This is a genomic window from Nocardioides bizhenqiangii (genome assembly GCF_034661235.1).
Lineage (GTDB): Bacteria > Actinomycetota > Actinomycetes > Propionibacteriales > Nocardioidaceae > Nocardioides > Nocardioides bizhenqiangii.
This window is the reverse complement of sequence record NZ_CP141059.1, coordinates 728,681-755,302: the sequence shown is the minus strand read 5'-3', so window position 1 is coordinate 755,302 and position 26,622 is coordinate 728,681. Positions and strand designations below refer to the sequence as shown.

The 26,622-nt window shown below is 70.9% G+C and carries 31 protein-coding genes; 17 read left to right on the top strand and 14 right to left on the bottom strand.

Annotated elements, in window-relative coordinates:
- Positions 1–35: 35 nt before the first annotated feature.
- Complete coding sequence (locus SHK19_RS03665; RefSeq protein WP_322456861.1) at positions 36–776, bottom strand: hypothetical protein; 741 nt, start codon at positions 774–776, stop codon at positions 36–38.
- A 164-nt stretch (positions 777–940) separates the two neighbouring features.
- Between SHK19_RS03665 and SHK19_RS03660 the strand changes: the two genes are divergently transcribed.
- The 4 genes from SHK19_RS03660 to SHK19_RS03645 all read left to right on the top strand — a co-directional run bounded on the left by SHK19_RS03660 (position 941) and on the right by SHK19_RS03645 (position 2,700).
- Positions 941–1,345 (top strand): hypothetical protein, encoded by a 405-nt coding sequence (locus SHK19_RS03660; RefSeq protein ID WP_322937891.1) that lies wholly within the window; start codon positions 941–943, stop codon positions 1,343–1,345.
- Positions 1,346–1,359: 14 nt separating this feature from the next.
- Positions 1,360–1,854, top strand: a complete 495-nt coding sequence (locus SHK19_RS03655; protein ID WP_322456863.1) for a hypothetical protein — start codon at positions 1,360–1,362, stop codon at positions 1,852–1,854.
- Between the two features lie 231 nt (positions 1,855–2,085).
- A complete protein-coding gene (locus SHK19_RS03650; RefSeq protein WP_322937890.1) occupies positions 2,086–2,247 on the top strand; it encodes a hypothetical protein in 162 nt (53 codons plus the stop codon).
- Positions 2,248–2,370: 123 nt separating this feature from the next.
- Complete coding sequence (locus SHK19_RS03645; RefSeq protein WP_322937889.1) at positions 2,371–2,700, top strand: WhiB family transcriptional regulator; 330 nt, start codon at positions 2,371–2,373, stop codon at positions 2,698–2,700.
- Between the two features lie 13 nt (positions 2,701–2,713).
- Here SHK19_RS03645 and SHK19_RS03640 read toward each other — a convergent pair whose 3' ends face one another.
- On the bottom strand, positions 2,714–3,481 hold the full coding sequence (locus tag SHK19_RS03640; protein ID WP_322456866.1) for a class I SAM-dependent methyltransferase: 768 nt from the start codon (positions 3,479–3,481) through the stop codon (positions 2,714–2,716).
- 177 nt (positions 3,482–3,658) lie between these two features.
- On the opposite strand from SHK19_RS03640, the gene SHK19_RS03635 reads away from it, so the two are divergent.
- Genes SHK19_RS03635 through SHK19_RS03625 form a run of 3 tightly spaced genes read left to right on the top strand, consistent with a single transcriptional unit; the run spans position 3,659 to position 6,653 of the window.
- Complete coding sequence (locus SHK19_RS03635; protein WP_322937888.1) at positions 3,659–4,939, top strand: cytochrome P450; 1,281 nt, start codon at positions 3,659–3,661, stop codon at positions 4,937–4,939.
- 27 nt (positions 4,940–4,966) lie between these two features.
- Positions 4,967–6,247 carry an MFS transporter gene (locus SHK19_RS03630; RefSeq protein ID WP_322456868.1) on the top strand — a complete coding sequence of 427 codons (1,281 nt, stop codon included), beginning with the start codon at positions 4,967–4,969 and terminating at the stop codon, positions 6,245–6,247.
- Between the two features lie 37 nt (positions 6,248–6,284).
- Positions 6,285–6,653 carry a DUF427 domain-containing protein gene (locus SHK19_RS03625; protein ID WP_322937887.1) on the top strand — a complete coding sequence of 123 codons (369 nt, stop codon included), beginning with the start codon at positions 6,285–6,287 and terminating at the stop codon, positions 6,651–6,653.
- 18 nt (positions 6,654–6,671) lie between these two features.
- Here the strand turns inward: SHK19_RS03625 and SHK19_RS03620 are convergent, their stop codons facing one another.
- The gene (locus SHK19_RS03620) at positions 6,672–7,229 is read right to left on the bottom strand and encodes a hemerythrin domain-containing protein (RefSeq protein ID WP_322937886.1); all 558 of its coding nucleotides are present in this window, start codon (positions 7,227–7,229) and stop codon (positions 6,672–6,674) included.
- Between the two features lie 79 nt (positions 7,230–7,308).
- On the opposite strand from SHK19_RS03620, the gene SHK19_RS03615 reads away from it, so the two are divergent.
- The 5 genes from SHK19_RS03615 (at position 7,309) to SHK19_RS03595 (ending at position 10,121) form a co-directional block, all read left to right on the top strand.
- Positions 7,309–7,698: a DUF2237 family protein gene (locus SHK19_RS03615; RefSeq protein ID WP_322937885.1), complete on the top strand. Its 390-nt coding sequence runs from the start codon at positions 7,309–7,311 to the stop codon at positions 7,696–7,698.
- 65 nt (positions 7,699–7,763) lie between these two features.
- Positions 7,764–8,384 (top strand): hypothetical protein, encoded by a 621-nt coding sequence (locus SHK19_RS03610; RefSeq protein ID WP_322937884.1) that lies wholly within the window; start codon positions 7,764–7,766, stop codon positions 8,382–8,384.
- Between the two features lie 270 nt (positions 8,385–8,654).
- Positions 8,655–9,080, top strand: a complete 426-nt coding sequence (locus SHK19_RS03605; RefSeq protein ID WP_322937883.1) for a hypothetical protein — start codon at positions 8,655–8,657, stop codon at positions 9,078–9,080.
- Positions 9,081–9,084: 4 nt separating this feature from the next.
- The gene (locus SHK19_RS03600) at positions 9,085–9,510 is read left to right on the top strand and encodes a (deoxy)nucleoside triphosphate pyrophosphohydrolase (protein WP_322937882.1); all 426 of its coding nucleotides are present in this window, start codon (positions 9,085–9,087) and stop codon (positions 9,508–9,510) included.
- Between the two features lie 32 nt (positions 9,511–9,542).
- Positions 9,543–10,121, top strand: a complete 579-nt coding sequence (locus SHK19_RS03595) for a hypothetical protein (protein WP_322456875.1) — start codon at positions 9,543–9,545, stop codon at positions 10,119–10,121.
- Between the two features lie 9 nt (positions 10,122–10,130).
- Here SHK19_RS03595 and SHK19_RS03590 read toward each other — a convergent pair whose 3' ends face one another.
- From SHK19_RS03590 to SHK19_RS03575, 4 genes are read right to left on the bottom strand one after another with little or no spacing between them, the layout of a single operon-like run.
- A complete protein-coding gene (locus SHK19_RS03590; protein WP_322456876.1) occupies positions 10,131–11,024 on the bottom strand; it encodes a haloalkane dehalogenase in 894 nt (297 codons plus the stop codon).
- 33 nt (positions 11,025–11,057) lie between these two features.
- On the bottom strand, positions 11,058–12,209 hold the full coding sequence (locus tag SHK19_RS03585; RefSeq protein WP_322456877.1) for an outer membrane protein assembly factor BamB family protein: 1,152 nt from the start codon (positions 12,207–12,209) through the stop codon (positions 11,058–11,060).
- Between the two features lie 35 nt (positions 12,210–12,244).
- Positions 12,245–13,381, bottom strand: a complete 1,137-nt coding sequence (locus SHK19_RS03580) for a serine/threonine protein kinase (RefSeq protein WP_322456878.1) — start codon at positions 13,379–13,381, stop codon at positions 12,245–12,247.
- Positions 13,382–13,435: 54 nt separating this feature from the next.
- Positions 13,436–14,626, bottom strand: coding sequence for a hypothetical protein (locus tag SHK19_RS03575; protein ID WP_322456879.1), 1,191 nt, complete (start codon positions 14,624–14,626; stop codon positions 13,436–13,438).
- A gap of 154 nt (positions 14,627–14,780) precedes the next feature.
- On the opposite strand from SHK19_RS03575, the gene SHK19_RS03570 reads away from it, so the two are divergent.
- Together SHK19_RS03570 and SHK19_RS03565 are read left to right on the top strand one after the other, a co-directional pair.
- A complete protein-coding gene (locus SHK19_RS03570; RefSeq protein ID WP_322456880.1) occupies positions 14,781–14,933 on the top strand; it encodes a hypothetical protein in 153 nt (50 codons plus the stop codon).
- Between the two features lie 119 nt (positions 14,934–15,052).
- Complete coding sequence (locus SHK19_RS03565) at positions 15,053–16,000, top strand: MOSC domain-containing protein (protein WP_322456881.1); 948 nt, start codon at positions 15,053–15,055, stop codon at positions 15,998–16,000.
- An 80-nt stretch (positions 16,001–16,080) separates the two neighbouring features.
- On the opposite strand, the gene SHK19_RS03560 is transcribed toward SHK19_RS03565, so the two are convergent.
- The 5 genes from SHK19_RS03560 to malQ form a co-directional block, all read right to left on the bottom strand.
- Complete coding sequence (locus SHK19_RS03560) at positions 16,081–17,778, bottom strand: DUF11 domain-containing protein (protein ID WP_322937881.1); 1,698 nt, start codon at positions 17,776–17,778, stop codon at positions 16,081–16,083.
- Between the two features lie 11 nt (positions 17,779–17,789).
- Positions 17,790–19,349, bottom strand: a complete 1,560-nt coding sequence (locus tag SHK19_RS03555; protein ID WP_322456883.1) for a hypothetical protein — start codon at positions 19,347–19,349, stop codon at positions 17,790–17,792.
- 259 nt (positions 19,350–19,608) lie between these two features.
- Positions 19,609–20,748, bottom strand: coding sequence for a N(5)-(carboxyethyl)ornithine synthase (locus tag SHK19_RS03550; protein WP_322937880.1), 1,140 nt, complete (start codon positions 20,746–20,748; stop codon positions 19,609–19,611).
- Complete coding sequence (locus tag SHK19_RS03545) at positions 20,745–20,882, bottom strand: hypothetical protein (protein WP_322456885.1); 138 nt, start codon at positions 20,880–20,882, stop codon at positions 20,745–20,747. Before SHK19_RS03545 ends, SHK19_RS03550 begins: the two co-directional genes overlap by 4 nt.
- 48 nt (positions 20,883–20,930) lie before the next feature.
- Positions 20,931–22,307 (bottom strand): 4-alpha-glucanotransferase, encoded by a 1,377-nt coding sequence (gene malQ / locus SHK19_RS03540; protein ID WP_322937879.1) that lies wholly within the window; start codon positions 22,305–22,307, stop codon positions 20,931–20,933.
- An 81-nt stretch (positions 22,308–22,388) separates the two neighbouring features.
- Between malQ and SHK19_RS03535 the strand changes: the two genes are divergently transcribed.
- Positions 22,389–23,468 carry an amidohydrolase family protein gene (locus SHK19_RS03535; protein WP_322937878.1) on the top strand — a complete coding sequence of 360 codons (1,080 nt, stop codon included), beginning with the start codon at positions 22,389–22,391 and terminating at the stop codon, positions 23,466–23,468.
- A 74-nt stretch (positions 23,469–23,542) separates the two neighbouring features.
- Here SHK19_RS03535 and SHK19_RS03530 read toward each other — a convergent pair whose 3' ends face one another.
- Positions 23,543–24,127, bottom strand: coding sequence for a YceI family protein (locus SHK19_RS03530; RefSeq protein ID WP_322937877.1), 585 nt, complete (start codon positions 24,125–24,127; stop codon positions 23,543–23,545).
- A 108-nt stretch (positions 24,128–24,235) separates the two neighbouring features.
- On the opposite strand from SHK19_RS03530, the gene SHK19_RS03525 reads away from it, so the two are divergent.
- Both SHK19_RS03525 and SHK19_RS03520 read left to right on the top strand, forming a co-directional pair.
- Positions 24,236–24,673 carry a MarR family winged helix-turn-helix transcriptional regulator gene (locus tag SHK19_RS03525; protein WP_322456889.1) on the top strand — a complete coding sequence of 146 codons (438 nt, stop codon included), beginning with the start codon at positions 24,236–24,238 and terminating at the stop codon, positions 24,671–24,673.
- Between the two features lie 6 nt (positions 24,674–24,679).
- Positions 24,680–25,150, top strand: a complete 471-nt coding sequence (locus SHK19_RS03520) for a hypothetical protein (protein ID WP_322937876.1) — start codon at positions 24,680–24,682, stop codon at positions 25,148–25,150.
- 12 nt (positions 25,151–25,162) lie between these two features.
- On the opposite strand, the gene SHK19_RS03515 is transcribed toward SHK19_RS03520, so the two are convergent.
- A complete protein-coding gene (locus SHK19_RS03515) occupies positions 25,163–26,620 on the bottom strand; it encodes an aminobutyraldehyde dehydrogenase (protein ID WP_322937875.1) in 1,458 nt (485 codons plus the stop codon).
- Positions 26,621–26,622 lie beyond the last annotated feature (2 nt).

Genomic DNA, 26,622 nt, shown 5'->3' with positions numbered 1-26,622 from the left:
CCACCGGAAGCCGACGATTCGACCAGGCAGCGCTGCTACGGAACGGTGCGGCCGACTTCGTTGCCGTCCTTGTCGTAGTCGATGCTGTAGTTCCGGTTGAACTCGTCCTGTGCGCTCGTGCGGAACCAGGCCTCACCGCCGAACGGTGGCCCGGGCTTGGTGATGAAGACGTAGCAGTCTGCCGCCGTCGCACCCTGTGCCAGGTCGAGGAGCGGGTCGCAGATGCCGTCGATGATCTCAGGATTGATCTCCGTCAGGTCGAACAGCTGGTCGGTGGAGGTCCCCTGGCTCGACTTCTCCAGTCCACCCCCGTCCCAGCGGTAGCTGACTTCTCGATCCTCACCCGGTTCGTCGGTGTAGGGGACATCCACGATGATGTAACCGTCGTAGAGCCCGACCCAGAACACCTCCGTGCTCCCGGTGTCTTCCTCCACCTGGTCGACGAACTCCTCGAAGTCGTCGGGGCTCTTGGCGTCGATCCCGCCGAGGCCGGCCACCCCACCGTCGACCGCGGCGAAGATCGCGACCGCAGCGGCCGCGACGACGCCGAGGACTGCCACGGCGACCACGAGCAGGACGATCTTCGGCGCGGAGCTCGAGGACGTCGTCACAAAGACCGGGTTGTAGGACTGCTGCTGTCCGTAGGGCACGGCAGGCGGCGCGTCGCCGTACGGAACCTTGGGCGGTTCCGGTGGGGGCTCCGGGTCCGGGGTCTTGTCCTCTTCGTAGACGCGCCACTTCTCCGGTGGGTCCGGTGGGTCCGGCTGGTCTGCCATGGTCCGAAAAGTAGGGCACGACGGCGCCGGAGAACATGGCCCATCGGGATGGTCTTTACATTCTTGAGACGACCTTGAGACGTGAGGTCCTGTCGGGCCCCACTCGCGGGCTCTACCTTCTCGGGTGGGGGTTGACCAAGGCCGCGAGGCGGCCGGAAGGGGACATGATGGGATTCTTCAGCAAGGCCAAGGACGCGCTCACCGGTCAGGCCGCGGCGGCCCAGCAGGCCGCGCAGGGACAGGGCCAGCAAGGCCAGGGCGACGGCATGGTGCACGTGCAGGGCGCCGGCCCGGTCGACCCGGCCGCGTTCGGCGGGCCGTCGACCCGCTCGGTCGCGGAGAACGACCCGATCTGGGAGCCGATCAACGGCGTGTCGCTCCAGGACTACGCCGACTGGGCCCGCGAGGCGCAGACGCGCGGGATCAACGACGAGGCCGGCCTGATCACCCTCGCGGGCGAGAAGGGCGTGTCCGCCGCGGATGCCAAGGCAGCGCTGGACGGCTGGGTCGCCCGGATGGGCCAGTCGCAGGCCGTGGGGCAGCAGTTCCGCAAGTTCCTCGGCTACTGACCGGGCACCCGACCATGGGACTCTTCGGCGACTGGCAGCGGATGTACCGCGCCAACCAGCAGCACCTCGAGCAACAGGGCAAGCCGTCGTCGTTCTTCGGACAGATCGCGGACATCCCGAACCAGATGAAGGAAGCGGCCGACAACACCGACCTCGGCCTGCGGATGTCACGGCACCTCCAGCTCACCAACGGCGAGGGACTGCCGGCGGTGGCGACCGTGGACGGGTCGTGGCAGGTGGGGACCTACGCCAACACCTCGCCCGTCGTCCGCATCCAGGCACGCGTCGAGCGCGCGGACGGCACCGAGCCCTACATCGTCACCTGCGATCACGTGGTCGCGGCGATGCACATGGCCCGGATGCAGCCCGGCTCGAAGCTCGGGGTGATGGTCGATCCGCTCAACCCGCACGACTTCGCCATCGACTGGATCCGCACCGGACAGCTCGGGCCACCTCCCCCCGGCTCGGTGCCCGGCCCCGGCGCACCCGGCGCCCGGCGCGAGACCTGACCGCGAATCGTCGAAGATTCCCCCGCGAATCGATGGAGTTGGCGCCGCGAATCGGTGAGGTTTGCCCGTCGAGTCGTCCGGACTCGACGGGCAATCTTCCACGATTCGCGGGTCCAACTCTCCCGATTCGCGGGTAATGCGTTAGGCCGGAGCGCATCGGGGGTTCTACCCTTTTCCTGTCCGGGACGTACCCGGGCGCGCCACCAGCAGCATCACCAGAAGGGACATGACGTGGGCACCTATCGCACCTTCATCGACGCGAACCGCAGTGCGGTCCGCGCGTCGGGTGCTGCCCACAAGTGCCCGGAGCTCGGCGGCTCCGGCCTCGACCTGCGCGCGCGCAGGACCGACGGCCAGGAACTGCCGCTCACGCTGGAGTCGCCCGTGGAGTAGGTGCATCCATCGCACCGGGACACCGGGCCGCTCCAGCGCATCGCCGCAGGAGTGGCCCTTCTGCATTTTTCTCGACAGCACCCATCCCACCCATCGCCCCCGACCACGAGGAGGTGACAGGCGATGACGGCACGGAAGATCTCGATCCACGAGGACCGGTTCGACACCAAGGGCGTGACCATCGCCTTCACCGCACCGACCCCGCACGACCCGACGCTCGTGTGGGCCTGCGCGGACCACCCGGACCCCGACCTGTTCCACCCGACCGACGACGCGAGCCTTGCGGCGGCCCTGGCGATCTGCGCCGCCTGCCCCGTGCGGGAGCTCTGCCTCGCCCTCGGCCAGGCACGGGACGAGTACGGCGTCTGGGGCGGCGTGCTGCTGGAAAGCGGCAAGCCGCAGGCCGGCGTTCCGCGTCGGGGCCGGCCGCCGAAGGTAGGCACCGCGGCCTGACGGCGTCGTCCGGTCAGACGAGCCCGGTCGCGGTCCAGGCACTCGCCTGGATCGTGATCGGGCCGCCGCCGTGCTCCTCGCGCAGCGCGCCCATCAGGCCGGTCTGCTCGATCTGGTTGAGGCTGCGGACGTAGGCCCCGGCCGGGCCGACGCCCAGGGTGAACGGCTCCCACCACTCCTCGAAGGTGGCGAAATCCCGGCGCACGGTCAGCAGGGTCTCCTCGACGTCCTGCAGGCCGGCGTCGGTGAACATCCGGGTCAGGTCGCCTCCCCACGAGCCCGGCCGCGCCTTCTCGCCCTCGGCCTCCGGGTCGTATCGCTGCACCACCCGCCAGAACGACGACGATGCGCCGGTGCCACCGGCGTTGTCCCACACGCAGGCGGAGACGCGACCGCCGGGTGCGGTCACGCGCACCATCTCGCCGACCCCGGCGACGGGGTCGCTCATGAAGTGGACGACGAGCTGGGCGAGGGTCGCTCCGAAGGTGTCGTCGGGGTAGGGCAGGGCCTCGGCCGCGGCGACGCGTACGTCGGCGGCGGGGTACGACGCAGCGGCCGCCTGCACGAACGCCTCGACCGGGTCGACCGCGCTCACGTTGGCCTCGCCCTGGCGCTTCACCAGCTCGCTGGTCAGGATGCCGGGACCGCAGCCGACGTCGAGCACCCGCGCCGACGAGTCGACCCCCGCCAGCCCGATGTCGGCGAACGGGACCGACAACGGCGTCGAGAAGCGGCCCATGAACCTCACATAGGAATCGGCCGCGACGTCGAACAGCGCCATACCTCGATGGTGACACCGGCTCCGCCCCCGGACCATGGCCCGTTTGGGATCGCGAGACTGGTCCGTTCAGGGTGCGCCTGGCCCGAACAGGCCAGGCGGCTGCCGACGGCTGCCTCACGAGGCCAGGTCCGACCGTGGTGGGATGCGACACCGTCCGCCGCGATCTAGCGTGGATCCATGAGGCAGGGTCCGCAGAACCCGAAGGAAGCCGCGCAGTTCGTCGTCGGGATCTTCCGCTCGCGGCTGTGGGACTGGCAGGCGCACCGGTCGGGCTCGCCCCTGGCCCAGTTCGAGACCGACGCGGGTCGTCGTGATCCCTACCCCATCCACGAGCAGATCCGCTCGCTCGGACGGGTGGTGCACGGCATGCCGGGCTACGCGGCAACAGCCGACTACGAGCTGTGCCACGACCTGGTCCGGCGGCGGGACTTCGGGGTCCGCGACCCGGCGACCAACGTCGTGCACGGCGCGACCTACCAGGGTGACAGCATCGACCGCTCGATCCTCGGGCTCAACCCGCCCGACCACACCCGCCTGCGGCGGCTCGCCTCCCACGGCTTCAGCCCCAAGCAGCTGGCCTCCTACGAGGTGGCGATCGAGAAGCGGGTCGAGGCGCTGCTCGACGCCGTCGAAGGGCAGAGCACGACCGACGTCGTCCATGCGGTCGCCGCGCCACTGCCGATCGGCGTGATCAGCGACCTGCTGGGCCTCCCGGACACCGACGTCCAGGCGTTCGAGAAGTACGGGCAGACGCTGGCGTCGATCCTCGACGGGATCACCAGCCTCAAGCACGCGCGCCAGGGCGCGATGGCGTCGTTCCGGGTCGAGCGGATCCTGGAGCGGCTCTTCGAGCTACGCCGCACCGACCCGCGGGACGACCTGGTCAGCTACCTGGTCGCGGCCGAGGCCGACGGACGGATGAGCCCGCGGGAGCTGCTGGCGATGTGCCAGCTCCTGCTCGTCGCCGGCTTCGAGACGACCGTCAACCTGATCAGCAACGCCGTGCTCGCGCTCCAGCGCACGCCCGGCGCGTGGGAGGCGCTGGTCGCCGACCCGGCGCTCGCGTCGCTCGCGGTCGAGGAGACGCTGCGCTACGACCCACCGGTGCAGCGCACCATCCGGGCGGCGTTCGACGACACCGAGCTCGGCGGTCATCCGATCGCGAAGAGCACCTGGGTGGTCGGCCTGATCGGTGGCGCCAACCGGGACCCGGCGGTCTTCGACGCGCCGCGGGAGTTCCGGATCGACCGGTACGCCGACCCGGGCACCCCTGCCCACCTCGCGTTCTCGGGCGGCGCGCACTACTGCATCGGCGCCCCGCTGGCGCGGCTCGAGGCCACCGTCGCGCTCCGGGCACTGGCGGAGCGGCTCCCCGGCCTCCGGGTGGTGGGCGAGCCGACGATGCGACCGGCGACGACCGTGCGCGGACCGGCGTCGCTGATGGTCAGTTCGGGCTGAGCCCGGCACGCTCGATACCGTCTCCGCGTGGAGACTCCGCGGCGCGCCTGGCTGGTCTGGGGGGTCGCGCTCACGATCTACGTGGTCGTCATCTTCCACCGCACCAGCCTGGCCGTGGCCGGCCTCGCCGCGACCGAGCGGTTCGACCTGTCGGCGAGCCAGCTCGGTGCGTTCACCATGCTGCAGCTGCTGGTGTACGCCGGCATGCAGGTGCCGGTCGGCCTGCTGGTCGATCGCTTCGGACCGCGGACGGTGCTGACCGCAGGCGTGGTGACGATCAGCCTGGCGCAGGCGGGGTTCGCGCTGGCGACGTCGTACCCGGAGGCGCTGACGGCCCGGGTCCTGGTCGGCCTCGGAGATGCGATGACGTTCATCTGCGTGCTGCGGCTGGTGAGCAGCTGGTTCGGTGCGCGGCAGATCCCGCTGGTCACCCAGCTCACCGGCAGCACCGGCCAGATCGGGTCGATCGCCGCCGCCGTGCCGATGACCTGGGCACTGTCGGAGCTCGGCTGGACCGCCGCCTACCTCGTCTCCGCGGCGCTCGGACCGGTGCTGCTGGCCGCCCTGCTGGTCTTCGTCCGCGACTCGCCCGAGGCACGGCACGTGCGCGGCCACCCGATGTCGCGGCGGGCGCTGCTCGCCAGCCTGCGCGCGTCGTGGGCGCAGCCCGGCACCCGGCTCGGCTTCTGGGTGCACTTCACGACACCGTTCAGCGCGCACGTGCTGGTGATGCTCTGGGGCTTCCCGTTCCTCGTGCTGAGCGAGGGCGTGTCGGAGACGGTGGCCGGGGCCCTGCTCAGCCTGATCATCGTTGCGGTGGTCGCGTCCGGCCCGGTGCTCGGCTGGGTGGTCGGACGTCACCCGTGGCACCGGTCCACCGTGGCGCTCGGGACCATCGTCGCGATGGTGGCGGTCTGGACGGCGGTGCTGGCGTGGCCGGGCGATGCCCCGCTGTGGCTGCTCGTGCTGCTGGTGGTGGCGTGCGGCTGCGGCGGACCGGCGTCGATGATCGGCTTCGACGTCGGTCGCACGTCAAACCCGCCGGACCGGATGGCGAGCGCGAGCGGCATCATCAACGTCGGCGGGTTCTTCGCCGCGGTGGTCGCCGTCTTCGCCATCGGCGGGGTGCTCGACCTGATGACGTCGGGGTCGTCGACCGAGTACACGCCGGAAGCCTTCCGGGCCGCGATGAGCGTGCAGTACCTGTTGTGGGGCCTCGGCGCCCTGCAGATCTGGCGTTACCGCACCATCGTCCGCCGCACCATCGGCCGCGACGTCGTCGAGAGCGGCTCGACGATGGTGGCGTGATCTCGCGCTGTTGAGTCCCGGCGCTACCGTCGATCCCATGACACGGCCGATCCTCAAACCGGGCGCACTCCACCCGATCACCGTCACCCCGACCGACGGCCGGGTGACGGTCACCGCGGGCGGCCGCACCATCGTCGACACCACCCGGGCGCTCACGCTCAAGGAGTCGGTCTACCCGGCGGTGATCTACGTCCCGCGTGAGGACACGGACATGAGCGCGCTCGAGCCGTCCGAGTCGGCGAGCTACTGCCCCTACAAGGGCGAGGCGTCGTACTTCAGCATCCGCACCGACGGCGGCCTGCTGCCGGATGCCGTCTGGTCCTACGAGGACCCGCACGACGCCGTACCCGAGATCGCCGGACGGCTGGCGTTCTATCGCGACCGGGTGGAGATCACCCAGCACTGACCGGTCGACGCCGGCAGGTCAGTCGTCGTCCTCGTCGTCGAGCAGCCCTTCGCGCCGGGCGGCTGCCACGACCCGCCGCACGTTGTCGACGGCCCCGCAGCCCGCGTCGATCAGCGCGTTGCGGCGGGCCGCCCACTTCTCGCCCAGCTCGGCGCGCACCTGCAGCCCGACCTCCTTGCGGGCCGGGCTGAGGATGGTGATCTCCTCCTCGGCGATGTGGTGCGCGATCAGGTTGCTGAGCTTCTCGACGGCGTCGGCGAAGGCCTGGGTGTCGGTGCCCTTGAGCTCGAGCACCTCGAGCAGCGCCTCGTTGCCCTCGGCGTGCTCCTCGTGGCCGTGCTCCACATCGTCCTGGTCGACCTCGGCGCTCTTGCGGTTCAGGACGGGGTAGACCAGCTCCTCCTCGGCCTCACCATGGGCGATGAGGACGTCGGCGAACGCCCTCCGCACCGCGTCGAGGTCCTGCGTCGTGTCCCGCAGCTGCGCCAGCAGCCGCTCGAACAGTCGGTGGTCGTCGGTGATGAGGTCGATGACGTCACCAGAGGTCGGTCGCCCGAGATCGATCGCGGTGCTCATGGGCCGCAAGGTACCCAGCGTGGCCGACGGCCAACCCCGACCACGACGACGGGTGCCGTGCCGTGGGAGGCTCGTGGCCGTGACCGAACGCAACGTCCTCGGCGGCGAGCTCGAACCGTGCGGCACCGACCCGATGACCGGCTTCTACCGCGACGGCAACTGCTCGTGCGGCCCCGAGGACAGTGGGCTGCACGCGGTCTGCGCGGTGATGACCGACGAGTTCCTCGCTCACCAGAAGGCGGTCGGCAACGACCTGACGACGCCGCGACCGGAGTGGAGCTTCACCGGTCTGACACCCGGCGATCGCTGGTGCGTCGTGGCGCCCCGCTGGCTGCAGGCGCACGGCGACGGCGTGCCCGCGCCCGTCGTACTGGCCTCCACCAACGAGCGGGCGCTCCAGATCATCCCGCTCGAGGCGCTGCGGGAGAACGCCGTCGACGTGCCCGACGACCTGGGTGGCCTGGCGTAGGGCGTCGCCGCTGGTACGGCCCGGTTACCCAGGGCTTGCGCGGCCGGGATAACGTCCGAAGCGCGATGGACACACCCCCGGACCCGACCGAAGACCTCCTGGCCTACGCGACGTACTACCTGCGCGAGGAGGGGTACGACGTCACGCGGCCGTTGCCGGCCGCGCTCCGGGTCGAGGGCCGGTTCCTCAACCCCGAGCGGATCGCGCTGCGCGCGGCCGGCGAGGCGGGCGACGGACCGGTCGGCGTCTGGGCGGTCAGCCGTGAGAACGACTGGACCCTCGTCGGCTGGTCCCGCCCCGACCTGGTGACGATCACCCAGCGCGGCACGGCCCAGGCGCGGTGGCGGCACCGGCGGATCCCGCCGGGCATGCGCCCGGACGCGCAGGCGTTCCTCGAGGGTGGCGCGTCGCCGCACGACATTGTGACCACCCCGAAGCACCGGCCGACCGACGCTGCTCGCGAGGTCCTGGCCGGGCTCGGGATCACCGCGCCGGAGCCCCCGGGCTGGGAGCCCCCTCCCCCGCCGCCGGTCCCGATCGCGCCCGTCACACCCGCCAAGCCGAAGCGGGTCCGGGTCGCGACGGCGAAGCCCGCCACGCCCCGCAAGCCGGAGCCGGTGACGAAGGTCTGCCCGACCTGCTTCATGGCGCTGCCCGCGACCGGCATCTGCGACAACTGCGGCTAGGTCGTCGTAGCCGAGCCCCAGGCGAGGGCGTATCGAGACGCCCGCACCCGAGCACCTCACCGCGTCTCGATACGCCGCCGCTCGTTCCTCGCGGCGGCTAATCGACGACCATCCGCTCGTCGAGTAGCCCGAGCCGCCAGGCGAGGGCGTATCGAGACGCCCGCACCCGAGCACCCACCTCAGCACCGCGGGCACCTCACCGCGTCTCGATACGCCGCCGCTCGTTCTTCGCGGCGGCTACTCGACGAGCAGGGGTGCCATCATCGGGGCATGGCCGACGCGCCTGCCCAGGAGACGATGACGATGCGGATCGTCGTCGACGTCCTCCTCACCGCCTTCATGGTCGTGCCCTTCGTGCTGGTCGGCGCGGGCGGCTGGCTGCTCTGGCAGCGGCAGACCGGTGAGACGGTCGAGGCCGAGGTGATCACCTGCGACTTCGACATCAGGTACAAGACGTCGTCGCAGCACTGCACCGCCCGCTGGACCGAGGACGGCGTCGAGAGGATCGGTCCCATCCAGGGGTCCGGCGACCAGGAGGTCGGCGAGACGGTCACCGCCACCCTGCGCGGCGACGAGCTCTACAGCCGCTCCCTCACCCTGCCGCTGGTCCTCCTCGGGCTCGGCCTGCCGTTGCTGATCCTCCCGTTCCTCTGGGGGCGCCGGCTCGTCGCCAAGCTCCGAGGTCGAGGTGCGTAGCCCCGTGCCCCGGACCGTCGTCGGCGCGATCGTCGTCGACTCGGTCGACCGACCGTCGTACGTCGTCGCCGCCCGCCGCACCAAGCCACCCGCGCTCGCGGGCAAGTGGGAGTTCCCGGGCGGCAAGGTCGAAGCCGACGAGACGCCGGAGGCCGCGCTGGCGCGGGAGATCCGCGAGGAGCTCGGCGTCGAGATCGCGGTGGGCGCCGAGCTCCCCGGGCCGGACGGCGGGTGGCCGATCTCCGAGCAGTACGTCCTCCGCCTCTACTTCGCCGTCGTCACGGCCGGCGACCTCCACCGCAGCGAGGACCACGACGAGCTGCGCCGCCTCACCGCCAACGAACTGGGGTCGGTCGACTGGCTGCCGTCGGACCTGCAGGCGGTCGCCGCGTTGCGCGCGGCGCTGGACCATCCTTCGGTAACCGGCTGACGAGGGCGCCGTCCTCGTTCTACGCTCGCAGTGTGGCCGCGACGGTGGAGTACTACGACGAGCTGATGGACTCGCTCGGGGATCCCGAGTCGCTGACCGTCCTCGTCGTCGCCGGCGCCTCCCGTGACGCGGTCGCCCGCGCGCTCGACGTCGACCTGCACGAGCCGGTCGTTCATCCCTGGGACAACAAGCACGACTCCGACTACGCCGCGTGGGCTCTGGTCGAGATCGACGGCGGCATCCTGGGTGTCGAGTACACCGGCTACGGCGACCCCAGCCTCGACGCCCTGCAGGCGATGTCGCGCGACGGCGCCGCGGCGGCGGTCGTCCGCAGCAACGTCGAGGCGCACGTGAGGTTCGGCTGCGCCCGCGATGCCGAGGTCCTCTTCGACGCCCACGAGCTCCTGAGTGTCGACGAGCCGGAGGTCGTGCCGACCGAGCTGCGACCACTCTTCGAACAGGGCCGCGACGACGACGCGCCCGACGAGTTCGCCGTCGCCCTGGCGATGGCCGAGGTCGTCACCGGCCTCGAGCTGAGCTACGCCGAGTCGCTGCTGGTCAACGCGGCCCAGTTCTTCCGCGGGCCCTCGATGGCCTACACCTCGGACTGAGAGCGCGCTTCATCCCCAGGTGAGCAGGCGCGCTGCCAGCTCGGGACCAGCGTCCTCCTGGATGAAGTGGCCGGCCCGGATCCGGTCGTGCGGCTGCCCCTTGGCGCCGGGGACGTGCTCGATCAGCGCCCGGTCGGCCTTGCCGAGGATCGGGTCGTGGGCGCCGAAGACGCAGAGCAACGGCTTCTCCCACCTGCCGAGCGCGTCCCACGCCGCCCGGTTGGCGGGCACCGCAGGATCGTCGGGCTCGGTCGGCACCAGCTGCGGGAAGGCGCGCGCACCGGCCAGGTGCTCGGAGCTCGGGAACGGGGCGTCGTACGCCGCCATGACAGCGCGCGGCACCCTGGTCACCGTCGCGGCCTGCACGATGAGGCCCGCCTTGAAAACCGGGGTGTAGCGGGCGAACGCGCGCCAGACGCGGAAGCCGAGCGGCGTGCTGTGCTGTGCGGTCGGCAGGAATCCGTTGCCCACCATCAGCCGGCCGAACCGGTGCTCCTGCTCGGCGGCGATCCGCAGCCCGATCAGCGCGCCCCAGTCCTGCACGAAGGCGGTGACGCCGGTCAGGTCGAGGCTCTCGAACCAGTCGGTGACCCACTCGACGTGACGCAGGTAGGTGTAGTCCTCGATCCGGGTGGGCTTGTCGGACTTGCCGAAGCCGATCAGGTCCGGCGCCAGCACCCGGCGTCCCGCGTCGACCAGCGGCGGGATCATGGTCCGGTACAGGTAGCTCCAGGTCGGCTCGCCGTGCAGGAGCACGACGGGCGGCCCGTCGCGGGGGCCCTCGTCGACGTAGTGCATCCGGACGGCGGGGCCTTCCGACGCCTGGACGTCGACGTGGTGCGGCGCGAACGGGTAGCCGGGGAGGTCGTCGAACCGGGACTCAGGGGTGCGGACGACGTCCATCCGTTGAGGGTAGGACTGCGGCCTCGTGGGCGGCTACGCCGTACCGCCGAACTTTGCGAAGAGGCGCTGCGTGACTCCGTCGAACCTCGTGAAGCCGCCGACGGCGTAGAGGTCGCCGCCGTCGATGGCGAGCGACCAGCAGCCCTTGAAGTAGCCGGTGGCGCGCGGGTCCCAGGCGGCCGTCGCGCCGGTGGAGCGGTCGAGGGCGGCGAAGTACCTGTGCACGCTGCCGTCGTCGGGAAAGCCCTTCATGTGGCCGCACAGGTAGACGTGCGTGCCCGACACGGCGAAGCCCTGGGTGTTGCCGTCGGGGCGGCGCGTCCAGACGGGCGCGCCGGACTGCGACGGCCGGTAGGCATTCACCCGGTTCGAGTTGTTGCCGGTGTAGACCCAGTCGCCGTCGGCGCTGAGCCCGAGGGTGATGATCCGGCTGTCGTTGCCCGTCGCGACGAAGCCGGTCGGCTGTCCGGTGACGGGATCGATCCCGCCGACGTACGGACGACTCTGGCCGCGGATCCTGGTGAACTCGCCGCCGACCCAGACGGTGCCGTCGGGAGCGACCCGCACCTCGTTCACGCCGCCGTTGAGCCAGGTGGCCCAGTGCAGCACGTGACCGTAACGTGCGTCGATCGCGGCGAGCTTCTGCTTGTCGAAGCCGTCGATGCCGTTGAACTTGCCGCCGACGTAGAGCCGGCCACCGCTGACCGCGAGGGACCTGACGGCGGGGTTGGCACCGGCGGTGTCGGCCCGCCAACCGCGGATGAGCGCGCCGGTGACGGCGTCGATCGCGGCGAGGTTGTGGCGCGGCTGGCCGTTGACCTCGGTGAAGGCGCCGCCGATGAAGATCCGGTTGCCGTTGGTGGACACGGCGATCGCGTGGACGTCGCCGTTCGTGGTCGGCGCGAAGTCGGGGTCGACGTTGCCGTTGGCGAGGATCGCGCCCAGGTTGGAGCGCGGGTAGGCGCCGACAGCGGAGAACCTGCCGCCGACGATGACCCGGCCGCTGTCGAGCACAGCGAGGTCGTAGACGACCTCGCCGCGCAGGCTTACGGTGTCGACCGGGCTGTCGGTGGGGACCGCATGGGCGCTCGGGAGCCCCGGTGCGACGAGGCCGAGCATCGCGACCAGGCCGATCATCGCGACGAGCAAGGTGCGCAGTCGAGTGCGGACGAAGACGGTAGCCATGGAGCCCATCGGTTGGAGCGGTGCGTGGAGCCGGATCAGGCTAGCACCGGGTTCGCCGAAGTATCTGATCTGACAATTCGCCGGAACTGGTCGCCTCCGATGACGCGGATGCCCTGCCCGCGGCGCAGCCGTTCCCGGGTGGCGAAGAGCTTGATGCCCTCGTTGGCGCCGGCCGCGTCGCTCCTGAGCCTGCCGACGACGACCAGGGTCGTGGCGTCGCCGACCGCGCTCTGGACGATCGCCCCCGACCGCCGGGCGAGCTCGCTGGCCTCCCGACGTGGCAGGCCGTCGATGGCTCCGGTGAACACCAGGCCGTGGCCGGCCAGTGACCGCGGCGCGCGGCCCGGCGCGAGACTGGTCCTCCGCAGTGCGTCGAGCGCCTCGGCGGCGTCGCCCGCGTCCCAGTAGCGCTTCGATCTCGCACCCGTCGCGTGCCAGATCCAGCTCTTGAACTCGTCGCTCACCGGCAGCCTCGAGATCGCAGAGGCCGAGACCGTCTCGGTCCCCCAGATCCGGCCCGACACCAGGGTCGCTGCGAGCAGCCCGACCTGGAAGACGTCGTCGGCCTGGCCCCACCGCCAGGTCGCGACGGCTTCCTTCGGAGCGAACTTCGGCGACAGCGCGTAGGCGAAGCTCTGCCGGGGGTCGAGGTCGAGCTTGGTGATCCCGAAGTCGCCGAGGACCAGCTTGCCGTCGCGGAGGTAGACGTTGTCCGGTTTGAGGTCGCGGTGGGTGACGCCAGCGTCGTGGAGCCGCGCGAGCAGCGTGAGCAGGGCCTTGATCTCCCGCCGGGTCCGCGCCTCGGTCCAGCGCGGGTCCTGGCGCTTGACCGCGTCGGAGACCGTCCCGCCGTCCATGAAGTCGAAGATCAGGATGTACTTGCGCCGCTGCGACGTCCCGCTGCCCGTCGTCCGGACCACCGCGTCGCGCAGTCGTACGACGCGCGGATCGTCCGCCAGCAGCTCGCCGAAGAACGCCTCGCCGTGCCAGTCCTTCCGGCTGCTGCACACCTTGATGCAGACCTTCGCCAGCGCCATGAGGCGCCCGCTCTTGGTGATGCGGTGGCCGACGTACGTCGTACCGAACCCGCCCGCGCCCAGCTTGCGTTCGACCAGGTAGCGGGGCCCGTCGTCGGTGACCAGGACCGTGTTCAGCCGGAGTGTGGGTGGCATGCCGGCAGTCTGACCCGCGCGGCTTCCTCATTTCCACCGAGAGGTCACACGACCTCAGGCGACATCGCGCGCCTCGCTCGCCAGCAGCCGCGCGAGCGTCGCGGCGGGTTCTGCGACGGTCTGCGCCAGCCGCGTGTAGAGCTCGGCGTCCGACGGGCGCAACCCGTCGGCGAGGGCTGAGAGCACGCTGGGGTGCAGCAGCTCGGCGGCGACGCAGGCCCAGACGTCGACAGCATCCGGGTCCTTGGTCGGCTCCTCGTCGAACGCCTCGCGAACGCAGGCGAGCAGCTTCTCGGCACGCTCGGGGTAGCGATCGAGCAGGTCGAGCTCGTCGTACACGGTGAGGACGCTGGCCACTCTCGGCACATCGGTGAGGAAGCCGAACCGGGTGCCACCGGTCTCGATCCGCTCCCCTGCTCGGACCGCGTCCCGCAGCGCCGAGAGCCATCCCGCCGGCTCGGCGGCGACGGCGCAGGCGACGCCTTCGGGCACCCGGAGGGGCACCGTCTCGAACATCCGACCGCCGTCGATCGGGACCAGGCGGCCGATCGCGCACTCTCCGAGGAGCAGCATCGCAGCGCTCCCGATGTTGGCCGTCTCCGTGCGGTCACCCGACGCCACGTCCTCCCACACCGTCACCGCCGATCCGCGTTCGACGAAGCGATAGCCGCCCATCGGCGCCCGTGCCCACTCGTCCACCCGGTCCGCGCCGGTGACCAGGTGGAGGGGCACGCGGCGGAGGTACGACGCGAGACCACCGAGCTCGTAGAGCAGGCACTGCCGGAACACCCAGTCGTGCTCGAGGACCTTGATCCGCGGATCCTCTCCGGACGGCCGTCGCACGTGACCGAGGCCGCCGTGGACATCGGCCACCGCCTGCAGCGCCTGACCGACGATCGGGCGCCCGGACGGACCCAGTTCCTGGAGTGCCTGCTCGAGCAGCCATCGCGACGTGGCCCAGCGCGGCAGCAACGGCCCGAGGCTGGCGAGCTGGGTGAGGCGGATGATCCGATCACCCCGCCAGAACAGGTTGCCGTCGGTGTCGAGCAGTCGCTCCTCGATCAGGTCGAGTGCAGCGCGGGCATCGCCACGCCGTTCGGCCTCGTCGACGGCCGCCATCTGTGCCAAGTAGGGCAGCCGGTCGCCGAGGTGCCCGGAAGCAAGCTTCGGCGGGCCGGTGCGGGCCGGGCCGCGTGCACGACGACTGGACTGCTTCGGCTTCCGACGCTTCCGAGACTTGGGCATGACCGACTGTCGGACGGAGCACGACCTCGGCGCCACCCGCCTCGAGCTGCCCTGTGGACAACCCGTGTCGCGACCTCACGTACTCCCCTGGTCCGACCCTGAATCATCCTTAAGTCGGTAGCACGCAACCCCCGTCCCTCCCTACGCTCGTGCTGTGACCACCGTCCAGCGCACCCGGCTCGCAGACCGCCCCGCGGTCCGCCCGCTGCGTCCTGCCCGGGTGGCGCTGATCCTCGAGGTCGAGTACCGCCGGGCGAGGCGGGACCTGCGCGAGCGCGCCGCGCTCCGCGCCCACGCGAACCGGTAGCCAGCCGATCACCCGGCCGGATCGGTTGTCAGTGCCGGCTGCTCCTTTCCGCTGACGGAGGGGTGCTCGACGTCGTAACGTCGTTGCCCGTGGAGGCTCCCCCCACTTCAGTCGGCACCGTGACCGAGCTGTGGCGCTACCCGGTCAAGTCGATGGGCGGCGAGCAGGTCGGCTCGTCGGTGGTCGACCAGCGCGCGCTCCACGCCGACCGGATGTGGGCGGTGCGCGACCTCGAGCTCGGCGCCGTGACCACGGCGCGCAGGCTGCCGACGCTGCTGGGCTGCACCGCTCGGTTCGTCGACGAACCACCCGCCGGGGTCGGCCCCGGCGATGTCGCACACGTCGTCGTCACGTTCCCGGACGGCACGGAGGTCACGAGCACCGACCCGGAGACGATGGACGCCCGCCTCAGCGAGCTCACCGGCACCAAGGTCGCGCTCGTGCCGCTGCCACCGTTGGACGACAAGGCCGGTTACCGCGGCGTGCTCGCGACGAAGAAGGACATCCGCAAGCAGTTCGGCGTCCCCGACGACGAGCCGCTGCCGGACTTCTCGATGTTCCCGCTCAGCAAGCTCGCCACGCTGGCGATCTACGCGACACCGGTCGGCATCTTCGCCGACGCCTACCCGCTCCACATCGTGACCACGTCGAGCCTGCGGACGATGGCGGCGCTGGGCGGCGACTTCGACGTGCGACGCTTCCGCCCGAACATCGTCGTCGACAGCGACCTGGAGGGGCTGGCCGAGCAGGAGTGGCTCGGCGGCGTGCTCCGAGCGGGCGAGGTGACGATGCGGGTCGAGATCCCCACCATCCGGTGCACGATGCCGCTGCGGGAGCAGGCGGGGGTGCCTGCCGACCCCCAGGTCATGAAGACCGTGTCCCGCCACGGCGACCGCTGCTTCGGCGTCTACGCAGACGTCGCCTCCGGCGGCACGCTGCGCGTCGGCGACGCGGTCGACTTCGAGGCCCCCGCGTCGCCGGGCGCCATCGCCGGCTCGCTCGGCAGGTTGGCCGAGCGGGTCAAGCGCAACACCGTCAAGGCGAGCAACAAGATGATGCCGCGCTAGGAGTGCGGGCTCCTCAGTCGCGCCCCACCGGCACCTGATGCCGGTGGAGCGCGACCTGGATCCCCCTCGGGTGGGCCCTCCTAGTGCGGGGGCACGATCCGCACCGAGTCGCACCCGAAGAACGTGTACGTCTGGCCACCGCCGGCGTCGTACCTGCCCTTCAGGCAGCCCTCGGTGACGCCCTGCTCCAGGCCGCTGCCCGGCGGCTTGAAGTGCATGACGCCGTCCTTGTCGGCGTCCCGCGTCCGCTCGTCGAGCTCGTAGGAGCGCTCGAGGTGGTTCCTCCCGTGCCGCTCCTGCGCACCGCCGACGGTGCCGACGTTGAACAGCAACGACCGGACGCCCCAACGGACCGTGTCGATCTCGATCGTCGCCGCGTCGAAGTCCAGCGGAAGCCCGTACTCGCCCGCCTCCGTGGTCAGCGCCGCCAAGGTGGCGTCGGTGTTGAGGTTGATGGAGTTGGGGAAGCCCTGGGGTCGGACGTTGATCGCGATCGGCACCACGCAGTCGATGTCGAACGACGCCGAGGCGGTGTTGTCCGTGAGGTCGGGATCGGTGTCCTCGGAGTTCTTCAGTGCGAGCTCGTAGGACAGCGTCACCGTCTTCACCCCGGGCGTCGTGCAGGTCAGCTCGTAGGCATCGTCGATCGTCTGCGGGCTGCCGATCTCGAGCCGGGTGACCGCGTGGGTGCTGTCGGCAGGAGTGATCGTGAGACCGGCCGACGAGGTCGTGGTCCGGGACAGGACGGCGTCGATCGGCGACGACGGACCGGCGTTGGAGACGTCGACCTTCGCGGTGAAGTCCGCCGGCTCGCCGATGAGCACCTCGAGCGGCTCGTTCGCCGTCACGCCGTCGATCGAGACGTCGGCCTCGGCCACGACGAGGGTCTCCTCGGTGTCGGAGTTGTTGGCGCCGTTCGAGTCGTCGCCGGCCAGGTTGTCGACCGTCGCGGTGTTCTCGACCGTGACCGGCGCGCCGGCGTCGTACACCAGCGACGGGTCGATGTCGGCGGTGATGGTGACGTCGCGGGTCGTGTCCGACGGGATCGCGCCGAGGTCACACGTGACCTCCTGCCCGACCGCCGTGCACCCGTTGCTCGCCGACGCGAACGTCAGGCCCGCGGGGAGCTCGTCGACGACCTGGGCGGCTTGCGCCGGGTTGGGCCCGTGGTTGGTGACGGTCAACGTGTAGGTCACGCTCTCGCCCGCCACCGCCGGGTCGGGGCTGTCGGTCTTGGCCACGGACAGGTCCGTGGTGCAGTCCGGGTCGTCGGGGTTGTCGGTGCAGAACTCGAGGATCGCCGGCGCCAGGTCGTAGCTGCCGACGAAGATGCCGGCATCCTGGTTGGTGACCCGGAAGTCACGCAGGTCGGGTTCGAACGGGAAGATGATCGACCCGGTCGCGGCGTCCGCCACCTTGGTGGAGAACGTGCCCTGGGTGGTGCCTTCGAGCTCCTCCCAGCGCGGGTCCCACTCGTCGAAGTGCTGGGCCTGGGCGCCCTTGTCGTCGATGATCTTGATGTCCAGCAGCGGCGGGTTGCCGACGTTGGTGCCGGGGGTGCCGTAGAACACCTCGGCGTCCTGCATGGTCGCCGACCCGTCGCCCGTCATCCGGAGCTTGACCACGATCGCCTTCTCGTCGAGGCCGTAGTCGATGACGGGCAACGGGTGGGCGTTCGGGTCGGCATTGTGGTCGGCCTCGGCCGCGTGGATGCCGGCCACCGCGAGACCGGTGGCGCCGACGGTCACGGCGAGTCGCTTCAGGTGCTTGATGTTCATCGCTCGCCCTCTCAGCAGTTCCCGGAAGCGCACTGGGTGTTGAGCATCCAGTCGATCCGTCTGATGTCGGCTTCCTGTGGGGTCGTGTTGTCGACCATGAGGTCGCCGTTGACGGGCTCGGAGGTCTCGAAGAAGTCCTCGTCACCGCCGTCCTCCTGCCAGCGGTCGCAGCTGCCGCCGGACCGGCCGAGGTTGCCCAGGTCGGCCTCGCAGTCGCCACCGTCCTCGTAGACGTTCGGGTGCGGGTCGGACTGGAAGTAGCCGCCGTCGCAGACCGACGACATCGAGCCGGGCCGCTTGTCGCAGTACTCGTCCGCCAGGCCGAACGGCCGGTGGCCCTGCTCGTGCCGGAAGACCTGGAAGTCGGTGTTCTCTGCCGAGAACGTGTTGCCGCTCGCGCAGTCGCGGAACGAGACCGTGTGGATGATCGCGCCCACGTCGGCGAACGAGTGCAAGGTGTCCCAGTTGCCGGGTGGATCCTTCTGACACTTGTCGTCGACCACACCGCGGGCGTCGCCCGTGCCGCCGGCGATCCAGAAGTTGAAGGTGTCCTGGTTGGACAACAGGATCGATGCGTTCGCCGTCCCGTCGCCCTGGGCGAAGTACGCCTGGTCGATCAACGTCCCCATGTCGGTCAGGAACGCGGGGTCGCTGGGACCGGTGTAGTCGTCCTTGTCCGGGATGAGCACCACGTCGATGCGGCTGCGCATCGGGCCGGTCAGCATGACGGGTACGGCGCCGCCGGCGACCGGGGGTGGCCCGACGTTCACCGTGCGCCAGCCGGTCCAGATGGGACTGCCGTCGTCCACGAGGCGACAGGCGTAGCTGAGGTTCGGCGCGCCCACTGCCGGCGTGGTGAAGGTGAACTCTTCGGCCCCCGACACCTCACCTGCGGGTGCGGCCATGTTGTTGCCGGTGAAGACCTGGATCTTGTCGGCGATCTTGACGTCGGGCTGGAGGTTGCCGTCCAGGTACTCCGCGCGGATCGTCACGGTGTCGCCGGGCTGGGGCCACAACGGCGAGTGCATGCACCGGATGTTCTGTCCCGGCGCCGACGGCGGCTCCGCGATGCCGACCTGGAAGACGATGCTGGCGATGTCGTCGTCCGCCGTGCCGGCCGACTGGACGTTCGTCATGCAGTTGGCGGTGACGCCACCGGTCAGCGCACACGGTGCGAGGTCGACCTCGAAGGTCAGGGTGCGGCCGGCCGTCGGGGTGATGTCGCCCTGGTCGTCGTCACCGCGGAAGGAGAACGGCTCGTCACACGGGTCGTCGTCGTCCCAGATCTCGATCGACACCGTCACCGAGCCCTCGCTCAGGTCGACGCCTTCCTTCTTGAACTCCCAGTTCGGTGTGATGTGGTCGTCGTCCTCGAACTGGCACTGGTCGGAGGTCCGCTCCGTCCCGTCGATCGTGGTGACCGCATAGAAGTCGGCGTCGCCCGGCTCCTCGAACGAGTCGAGCGCGTCGACCTGCGAGATGGTGACCCGGACGTCGACGGTGAGCGCCTCGGCCGGCGTCGCGGTGAGCGGCACCAGTCCGGCGACGGCGACGACCATCGCCGCCAGCACCGCGATCCTGGATCGACGCGGACGACGGAACCGTCGACGTCGCGTCGACGAGGGAGCCTGTTGTGCATGGGCGACCGGGTGCATGGATGCCACCTCCGTGAGACCGGGACCGGGCGCCGATCCGTTCGGAAGTTGCAGGTTGCCGGCGCTCCAGCCATGGCAGCGTGACACCGTTCGATCCGCGCCGAATCGCCCAGGTGGATGATTCTGCGGGCCGTTCGACGTCGACCGCGCCGCGCTGGCGACGGTCGATGTCGGTTCAGGTGATCCGGTGCGGCGGCTCCGCCTCGCGTCCCTGGAAGGCCAGGATCGCCGGGTTGACGATCCGTCCGTCGCGGATCTCGATCGCCCGGATCAGGGTCTCGTCGGCGTCCCACGAGGAGGAGCCCTCGAGCACCGGCCGCAGGAACGGGATCAGCGCGTTGCTGTTCTCCCAGGTCGCCGAGTTCCACAGGTACGACGGGCTGTGGTCGACCGCGTAGTAGAGGATGTTGTCCCCCACCACGAACGCCGGGTCCTCGAAGGTCGTTGGGCGGGCCCAGTCGAAGCCCATGCCCAGGTCGCAGGACACGTCGACGATCACGCTGCCCGGCCGGAACGCATCCAGGTCGTCGGTCGTGAGGTAGATCAGCGGGTTGTTGGGGTCCTGCAGGGTGCAGTTGACGACGATGTCGGCCTGGGCGAGGTACGCCGGCAGCGGCTCGCGGCCGCGTTCGGTGATCACGAAGCTCGGGCCGCCCTCGGGGTCGTGGTCGACCTGCCGGATCCGCACCGAGTGGATCGGTGCGCCCACCGCGGCCACGCCGCGGCTGGTGAGCACCGCGACCTCGTGCACGCCGTGCGCGTTGAGCGCGGTCACGGCGCCGCGGGCGGTGGCGCCGAACCCGATCACCACCGCGGTCAGCCGTCGTCCGTAGTCGCCGGTCAGCCCCGCCAGCTCGAGCGCGTGGAGCACCGAGCAGTAGCCGGCGAGCTCGTTGTTCTTGTGGAACACGTGGAGCCCGACCGAGCCGTCGCGGGTCCAGTGGTTCATCGCCTCGAAGGCGATCAGCGTGAGCTCGCGGTCGATTGCGAGCTGGGTGAGCTCGGCGTCCTGGACGCAGTGCGGCCAGCCCCACAGCACCTGGCCGGGCGACAGGGCGGCGACGTCGGAGTGCTGCGGCTTGGGGAGCAGGACGACGTCGGAGCCGGCCAGGATCTCGTCGCGCGAGGCGAAGCCGGCGACGTGCTCACCGAGGGCCTTGTCGTCGACGCCGAACCGGGCGCCGTACCCGTGCTCGAGGGTGATCTGCTCGCGCAGGTCGGCGTCGAGGTGCGGGATGTGTTCTGGATGGAGGGGGAGTCGGTGTTCGTTCTCTTTGGCAGAGGAGCCGATGACTCCGAGTCTCAATAGCGTCATTTCTTCTTCGTCGGGTGCATCTGTTCAGTGAAGGTCGTGTCCTGGGACCCCTTGTTGCGCTTCTCGGCGCGCTTCTCCTTGATCGACTTCCCGGACTTCTTGGACATGTTCTGGCGTGGTGACTTGTCGCTCATGGCGGGGATCTCTCTGAGAGGAAGCCTGAATGGCCCCGTGTCCCGAGACTACGCCCCCGCGGCCCGGGCACGGCGGGCGTGCTCCACGAGCGCGCGCACCTGCGCGGCGAGCTCGGCGTCGAATGCTCCGTCCTGCGCCCGCCACTGCCAGTTGCCGGCGTCGGTGCCGGGTGTGTTCATCCGGCTCTCGCTGCCGAGCGCGAGCAGGTCCTGGGCGGGTACGACGGCGAGCCGCGCGGTGGACTCCATCGCCAGCCGGATCAACGCGCCGGGCATCAGCTCAGCGGGGTCGAGCAGGTGCGACGCCACCTGCGCGCGGGTGCGGTCGTCGAGCTTGTCCCACCAGCCCGCCGTGGTGTCGTTGTCGTGGGTGCCGGTGTAGACGACGCTCAGCTCCCCGTGGTTGGCCGGGAGGTAGGGGTTGTCGAGCGAGCCGTCGAACGCGAACTGCAGCACCTTCATCCCGGGCAGCCCGAAGCGGGTGCGCAGCTCGTCGACCTCCGGGGTGATCACGCCGAGGTCCTCGGCCACCAGTGTCCCCGGCCCGGCGGTCTCGACCAGCGCGGAGAGGATCTCCTCCCCCGGCCCCTTCACCCACCGCCCGTCGCGAGCGGTCGGCGCCGCTACCGGCACGTGCCAGGCGGCCTCGAACCCGCGGAAGTGGTCGATCCGCACCAGGTCGAACAGCTCGCGCTGCCGTGCGATCCGACGCCGCCACCAGGCGTAGCCCTCGGCAGCCATCGCCGCCCAGTCGTAGTGCGGGTTGTTCCACCGCTGGCCGTCTGCGGCGAAGTAGTCGGGCGGGCACCCGGTCACGGTGATCGGCCGACCGTCGGCGTCCAGCTCGAACAGCTCGCGATGCGCCCACACGTCGGCGCTGTCGAGCGAGACGAAGATCGGGAGGTCGCCGAAGAGCAGCACGCCCTTCTCCGCTGCGTACTCCCGCAGTCGCGCCCACTGCTGGGCGAAGACCCACTGCTCGAGCCTCAGGTCCTCCACCCGTTCGGCGAGCGGCGCGAGTGCGTCTTCCACGGCCTGCGGGTCGCGGTCGCGCAGCGCCGGCTCCCAGGTGTGCCACGGGGTGCGGCGGAGCTCGCGCAGCGCGGCGTACTCGGCGTACGGCTCGAGCCAGTCGCGCTGCTGCGCGCACCACGCGGTGAACGCGGCGTCGTCGAGCTGCTCGCTGCGCGTGCTGTCGATCAGGTCCGGGTTGCCGGCCATCGCCGAGGGCGAGTTGTACGGCGACCCGTCGTCGTCGTGGGTCGGCACCAGCGGCAGCACCTGCCAGACCGAGCAGCCGGCCTCGGCGAGGAAGTCGACGAACCGGTAGGCCTCGTCCCCGAGGTTCCCCTCCCCCGGCAGCGACGTCACGTGCAGCAGCACCCCGGCCCGACGTACGTCGAACGGCCTTGCCTGCTCCCTCATCCGATTCACACTAATCCCACGCCGGTCGAGGACGTCGCACAGCTGCTCGTCTACGGTGACGCCCGACGACAGGAGCCACGCATGACGCAGGTCTTGTCCGGGATCGTGCCCGGGATCATCGACGCCCACATCCACCAGTGGGACCCGTTCACCACTCCGCGGGAGGCCTCGCGGCTCGCGCCGCTCTACCGGCGGGCACCGCGGGTCTTCGAGCGGCTGACGCCGGTGCTGGTCCGGCAGCCGGAGCGCGAGCTGATCCTGACCGCGGAGCACGTCGCACGGCCCTACCTCCCGGCCGACTACGCCGCCGACGCAGCCGGCGCCGTCGAGGCAGTGGGTGTGCCGGTGGAGGCCGCGGTGCACGTGGAGTGCGGCTGGCACCACCCGGACCAGTCTGAGGAGACGGCGTGGCTCGACGCGCTGCCGTTCGGGACCGCGGGCCACCCCGGTCTCGCGGCGATCGTCGGCAACGCCGACCCGCGGGACCCCGACTTCGCGTCCGTGCTGGACGCGCACGCCCGCGCGAGCGACCGCTTCCGCGGCATCCGGTTCATGACCACCTGGCACCCCGACCGCGGCGTCAAGAACTGGATCGACGAGGAGGGCGTGATGACGTCTGCCGCGTTCCTCCGGGGCTTCGCGGCGCTCGCCGAGAGGGGCCTGACCTACGACGCCTACGTGTACTCCCACCAGCTGCCCGAGGTGGTCGTGCTGGCGAAGGAGTACCCCGACACCACGATCGTGCTCGACCACTACGCGCCGCCCGTCGGCTACTGCGGGCCGATGGGCAGGTCCACCGGCCGGACGGACGCGGACCGCGCCGACCTGCTGGCGCGGTGGAAGGACGACATCTCCCAGCTCGCCGGCAGCTGCCCCAACGTCGTGGCGAAGCACTCCGGCCTCGCGTTCCCGACACTCGGTCACCAGCAGCCCGGCATCGGCCGGGAGCAGCTCGCCAAGCGGGTGGCGCCGCTGGTCGAGCACACCACCGAGGTCTTCGGCGAGGACCGGCTCGTCTTCGGCTCCAACTACCCGATGGACAAGGCGATCGCCACCTACGGCACCGTCCTCGGCGCGCTGGCCGACCTGCTGGCGCCGTACGGGCCGGACCTCCTGCGGAAGGTCTTCCACGACAACGCCCGGGCGGTCTACCGGCTCTGAGGGCGGCTGCCGGGCCGCCGAGCAGGCGACGGCCATGGACCGGAGGTTCAGGCCGTCGCCTTGGGCGTCCTCGATCAGGAGCCGCCGCGGAGGACCGTCTCCAGGTTGATCTCGATCTGGACCTCCTTCGACACCAGGACCCCGCCGGCCTCGAGCGCGACGTTCCAGGTGATCCCGAAGTCCTCGCGGTTGACCCGGGTGCGGGCGCTGAAGACGGTCCGGTCGCCGCCCCAGGGGTCGCGGACGTAGCCCTCGAACTCCACATCGAGCGGGACCCGCCGGGTGACACCGTGGATGGTGAGGTCGCCGTGGACGGTGCCCCTGGTCCCGCGCCACTCGACGTCGACGCTCTGGAAGGTGGCCGTCGGGTAACGGGCGACGTCGAAGAGCTCGGCCGAGCGGAGGTGCTCGTCGCGGGTCTCGCTACCGGACTCGACGCTCGTCATGTCGATGGTGACGTCGACCCGCGAGACCCGGAGGTCCTCGCCGATCTCGACGGCTCCGGTCACGCCGGTGAACCGGCCTCGCACCTTGGTGACCATGAAGTGACGGCCGGTGAAGGCGAGGTCGGTGTGGCCGGGGTCGATCTCCCAGGTGCCGGCGGCGGGGAGAAGGTGCCCGTCGATGCTGCGGGTGGGGGCGTTGCTGGTGACACTCATGTTGATCTCCTTGGGTGAGGTGGTTGTGAGGCATACAAGTGCGTGCGCACGCACATTATTCCACAGAATGCGTGCGTGCGCACATTTTTCTGGACTAACGTGGGCGCCATGGAGAACTTCGACCCCGTCGCCGCCTGGGCAGGGGTGCTCCGCACGCACGCGGCCGTCCTCCCCAAGCTGGAGCGCGCCCTGGCGCCGACCGGCCTCCCCCTCACCTGGTACGACGTCCTGCTGGTGACGAATGCGGCACCCGAACGTCGGCTGCGGATGACCGAGCTCGGGCGCCGGGCCGTCGTCAGCAGGGAGCGGGTCAGCCGGGTGGTCTCCGAGCTCGAGCGCGCGGGCCTGGTGGAGCGGCAGCCCAACCCCGACGACAAGCGGTCGTCGTACGCCGCGATCACGACGGAGGGTCGGCGGCGGCTGCGGGCCGCCGCGCCGATCTACCTCGCGGCTGTGCGGGAGCACTACCTCGCACACCTCACTGCCGACGAGGTGCGGGTCGTCGCGGACGCGCTCGGCAAGGTGGTGCAGGCCGAGGAGGCCTGAGGTCGCGTGCACGCCGTCCTGCTCACCTGGAACCCTGGTCGCGACAACGACTACGTGTGGACTCCTGACGCGTGGGCCGGCCAGGTCGTCGTCCCGTGCCGGGAGCACCGTCCCGTGCGGACGACGTGGGGTGTGGCGCACCACTACAACGGCATCGAGCCGGGTGTCGACGCGTTCCTCTACCGGCAGGGCCCCCACGGTCGCGGGATCGTCGCCCGCGGGACCATCCGCAGCCACCCCGGCCCGGCTCCGCACTGGGACGAGACGAGAGCGCGGCGGGGCGTGACGACCAAGATCGTGGACGTGGAGCTCCAGGAGGCCGTGCCGGTCGAGCACGCCCTCGGCATCGACCAGCTGGAGGCGCTGATGCCGGAGTTCGCGTGGCGGAAGGTCTACAGCTCCGGCCGGCTGACGTCACCGGCCGTGGCGGAGAGACTGCGGCGGCTCTGGGAGTGGCACGCCGCCGAGGAGGCGTGACTCAGCCCCGACCTAGGCCGGACGGAAGGTGTCGTGCGCCTCGCGCTGGGCGTGCTTCAGCATCACGTGCTGGGTGGCGGTGTACTCGAGGATCGCCTCGTGGCTCATGTCCTTGCCGAAGCCGCTGGCCTTGACGCCGCCGTGCGGCGCCTCGGAGGCGATCGGGAGGTGGTCGTTGACCCAGCTGACGCCGACCTCGAGCCGGTGGCAGGTGCGGAGCGCGCGACCGACGTCGCTGGTCCACACCGAGGATGCGAGACCGTAGGCGCTGTCGTTGGCCAGCCGCACGGCTTCGTCCTCGTCGTCGAACGTCCGGAGGACGAGGACCGGGCCGAACACCTCCTGCTGCACGATCTCGGAGTCCTGGGCGGCGCCGGTGACGAGGGTCGGCGGGTAGTAGGCGCCGGGGCCGTCGGGCACCACGCCACCGGTCATCACCGTCGCACCGGCGGTACGGGCCCGCTCGACGAAGCCGTGCACGCGCTCCCGGTGCTCGACCGACACCAGCGGGCCGATGTCCGTGCCCGGGTCCTGCGGATCCCCGACCCGGACGCGCCGCAGGTTGGCGGCGAGCAGCTCGGCGAAGTCGTCGGCCACCGCGCGTTGGACGTAGACCCGGGTGGCCGCGGTGCAGTCCTGCCCGGAGTTGTAGGTGCCGGCGAGGGTGACCGCGGCCGCGGTGGCCTCGAGGTCGGCGTCGTCGTAGACGATGGCCGGAGCCTTGCCGCCGAGCTCGAGGTGGACCCGGGTCGTCGACGACGACGCTGCCTCCATCACCGCTCGTCCGGCACCCGGTGAGCCGGTGATCGAGACCATCGCGACCTGCGGGTGCCGCACCAGCGCCTGGCCGACGGCGGCATCGCCGGTCACGACGTTCAGCACCCCTGGCGGCAGACCGGCGTCGATGGCCAGCTCGGCGATCCGGAGGGTGGTCCCGGGCGTCTGCGGGGACGGCTTGAGCACGATCGTGTTGCCCGCCGCGAGGGCGGGGCCGAGCTTCCAGACCGCCATGATCAGCGGGAAGTTCCAGGGCGCGATCCCGGCGACCACGCCGAGCGGTCGGCGGATCAGCATCGAGGTGAATCCGCGGCTGAGCTCGCCGGCGCCGGATCCCTCGAGCGAGCGCGCGGCTCCGGCGAAGAACCGGAGGTTGTCGACGGCGAACGGCAGCTCGCCGTCGCGGAACACCGCGACCGGCTTGCCTGCCTCGGCCACCTCGAGCGCGGTGAGGGTGTCGGTGTCGGCCTCGATCCGGTCGGCGAGTGCGAGCAACGCCCGCGCCCGCTCTCCGGCGGTGAGCGCCGACCACTCGGCGAACGCGGCCGCCGCGGCTTCGACGGCAGCCTCCACGTCGGAGGCGTCCGACTCCCGGTAGCTGCCGGCGACCTCGCCGGTGCTCGGGTCGACGAGCGAGCGCTCCGTCCCCGACCCGTCGCGCGCGACGCCGCCGACGTGCATCCCCTGCCTCATTG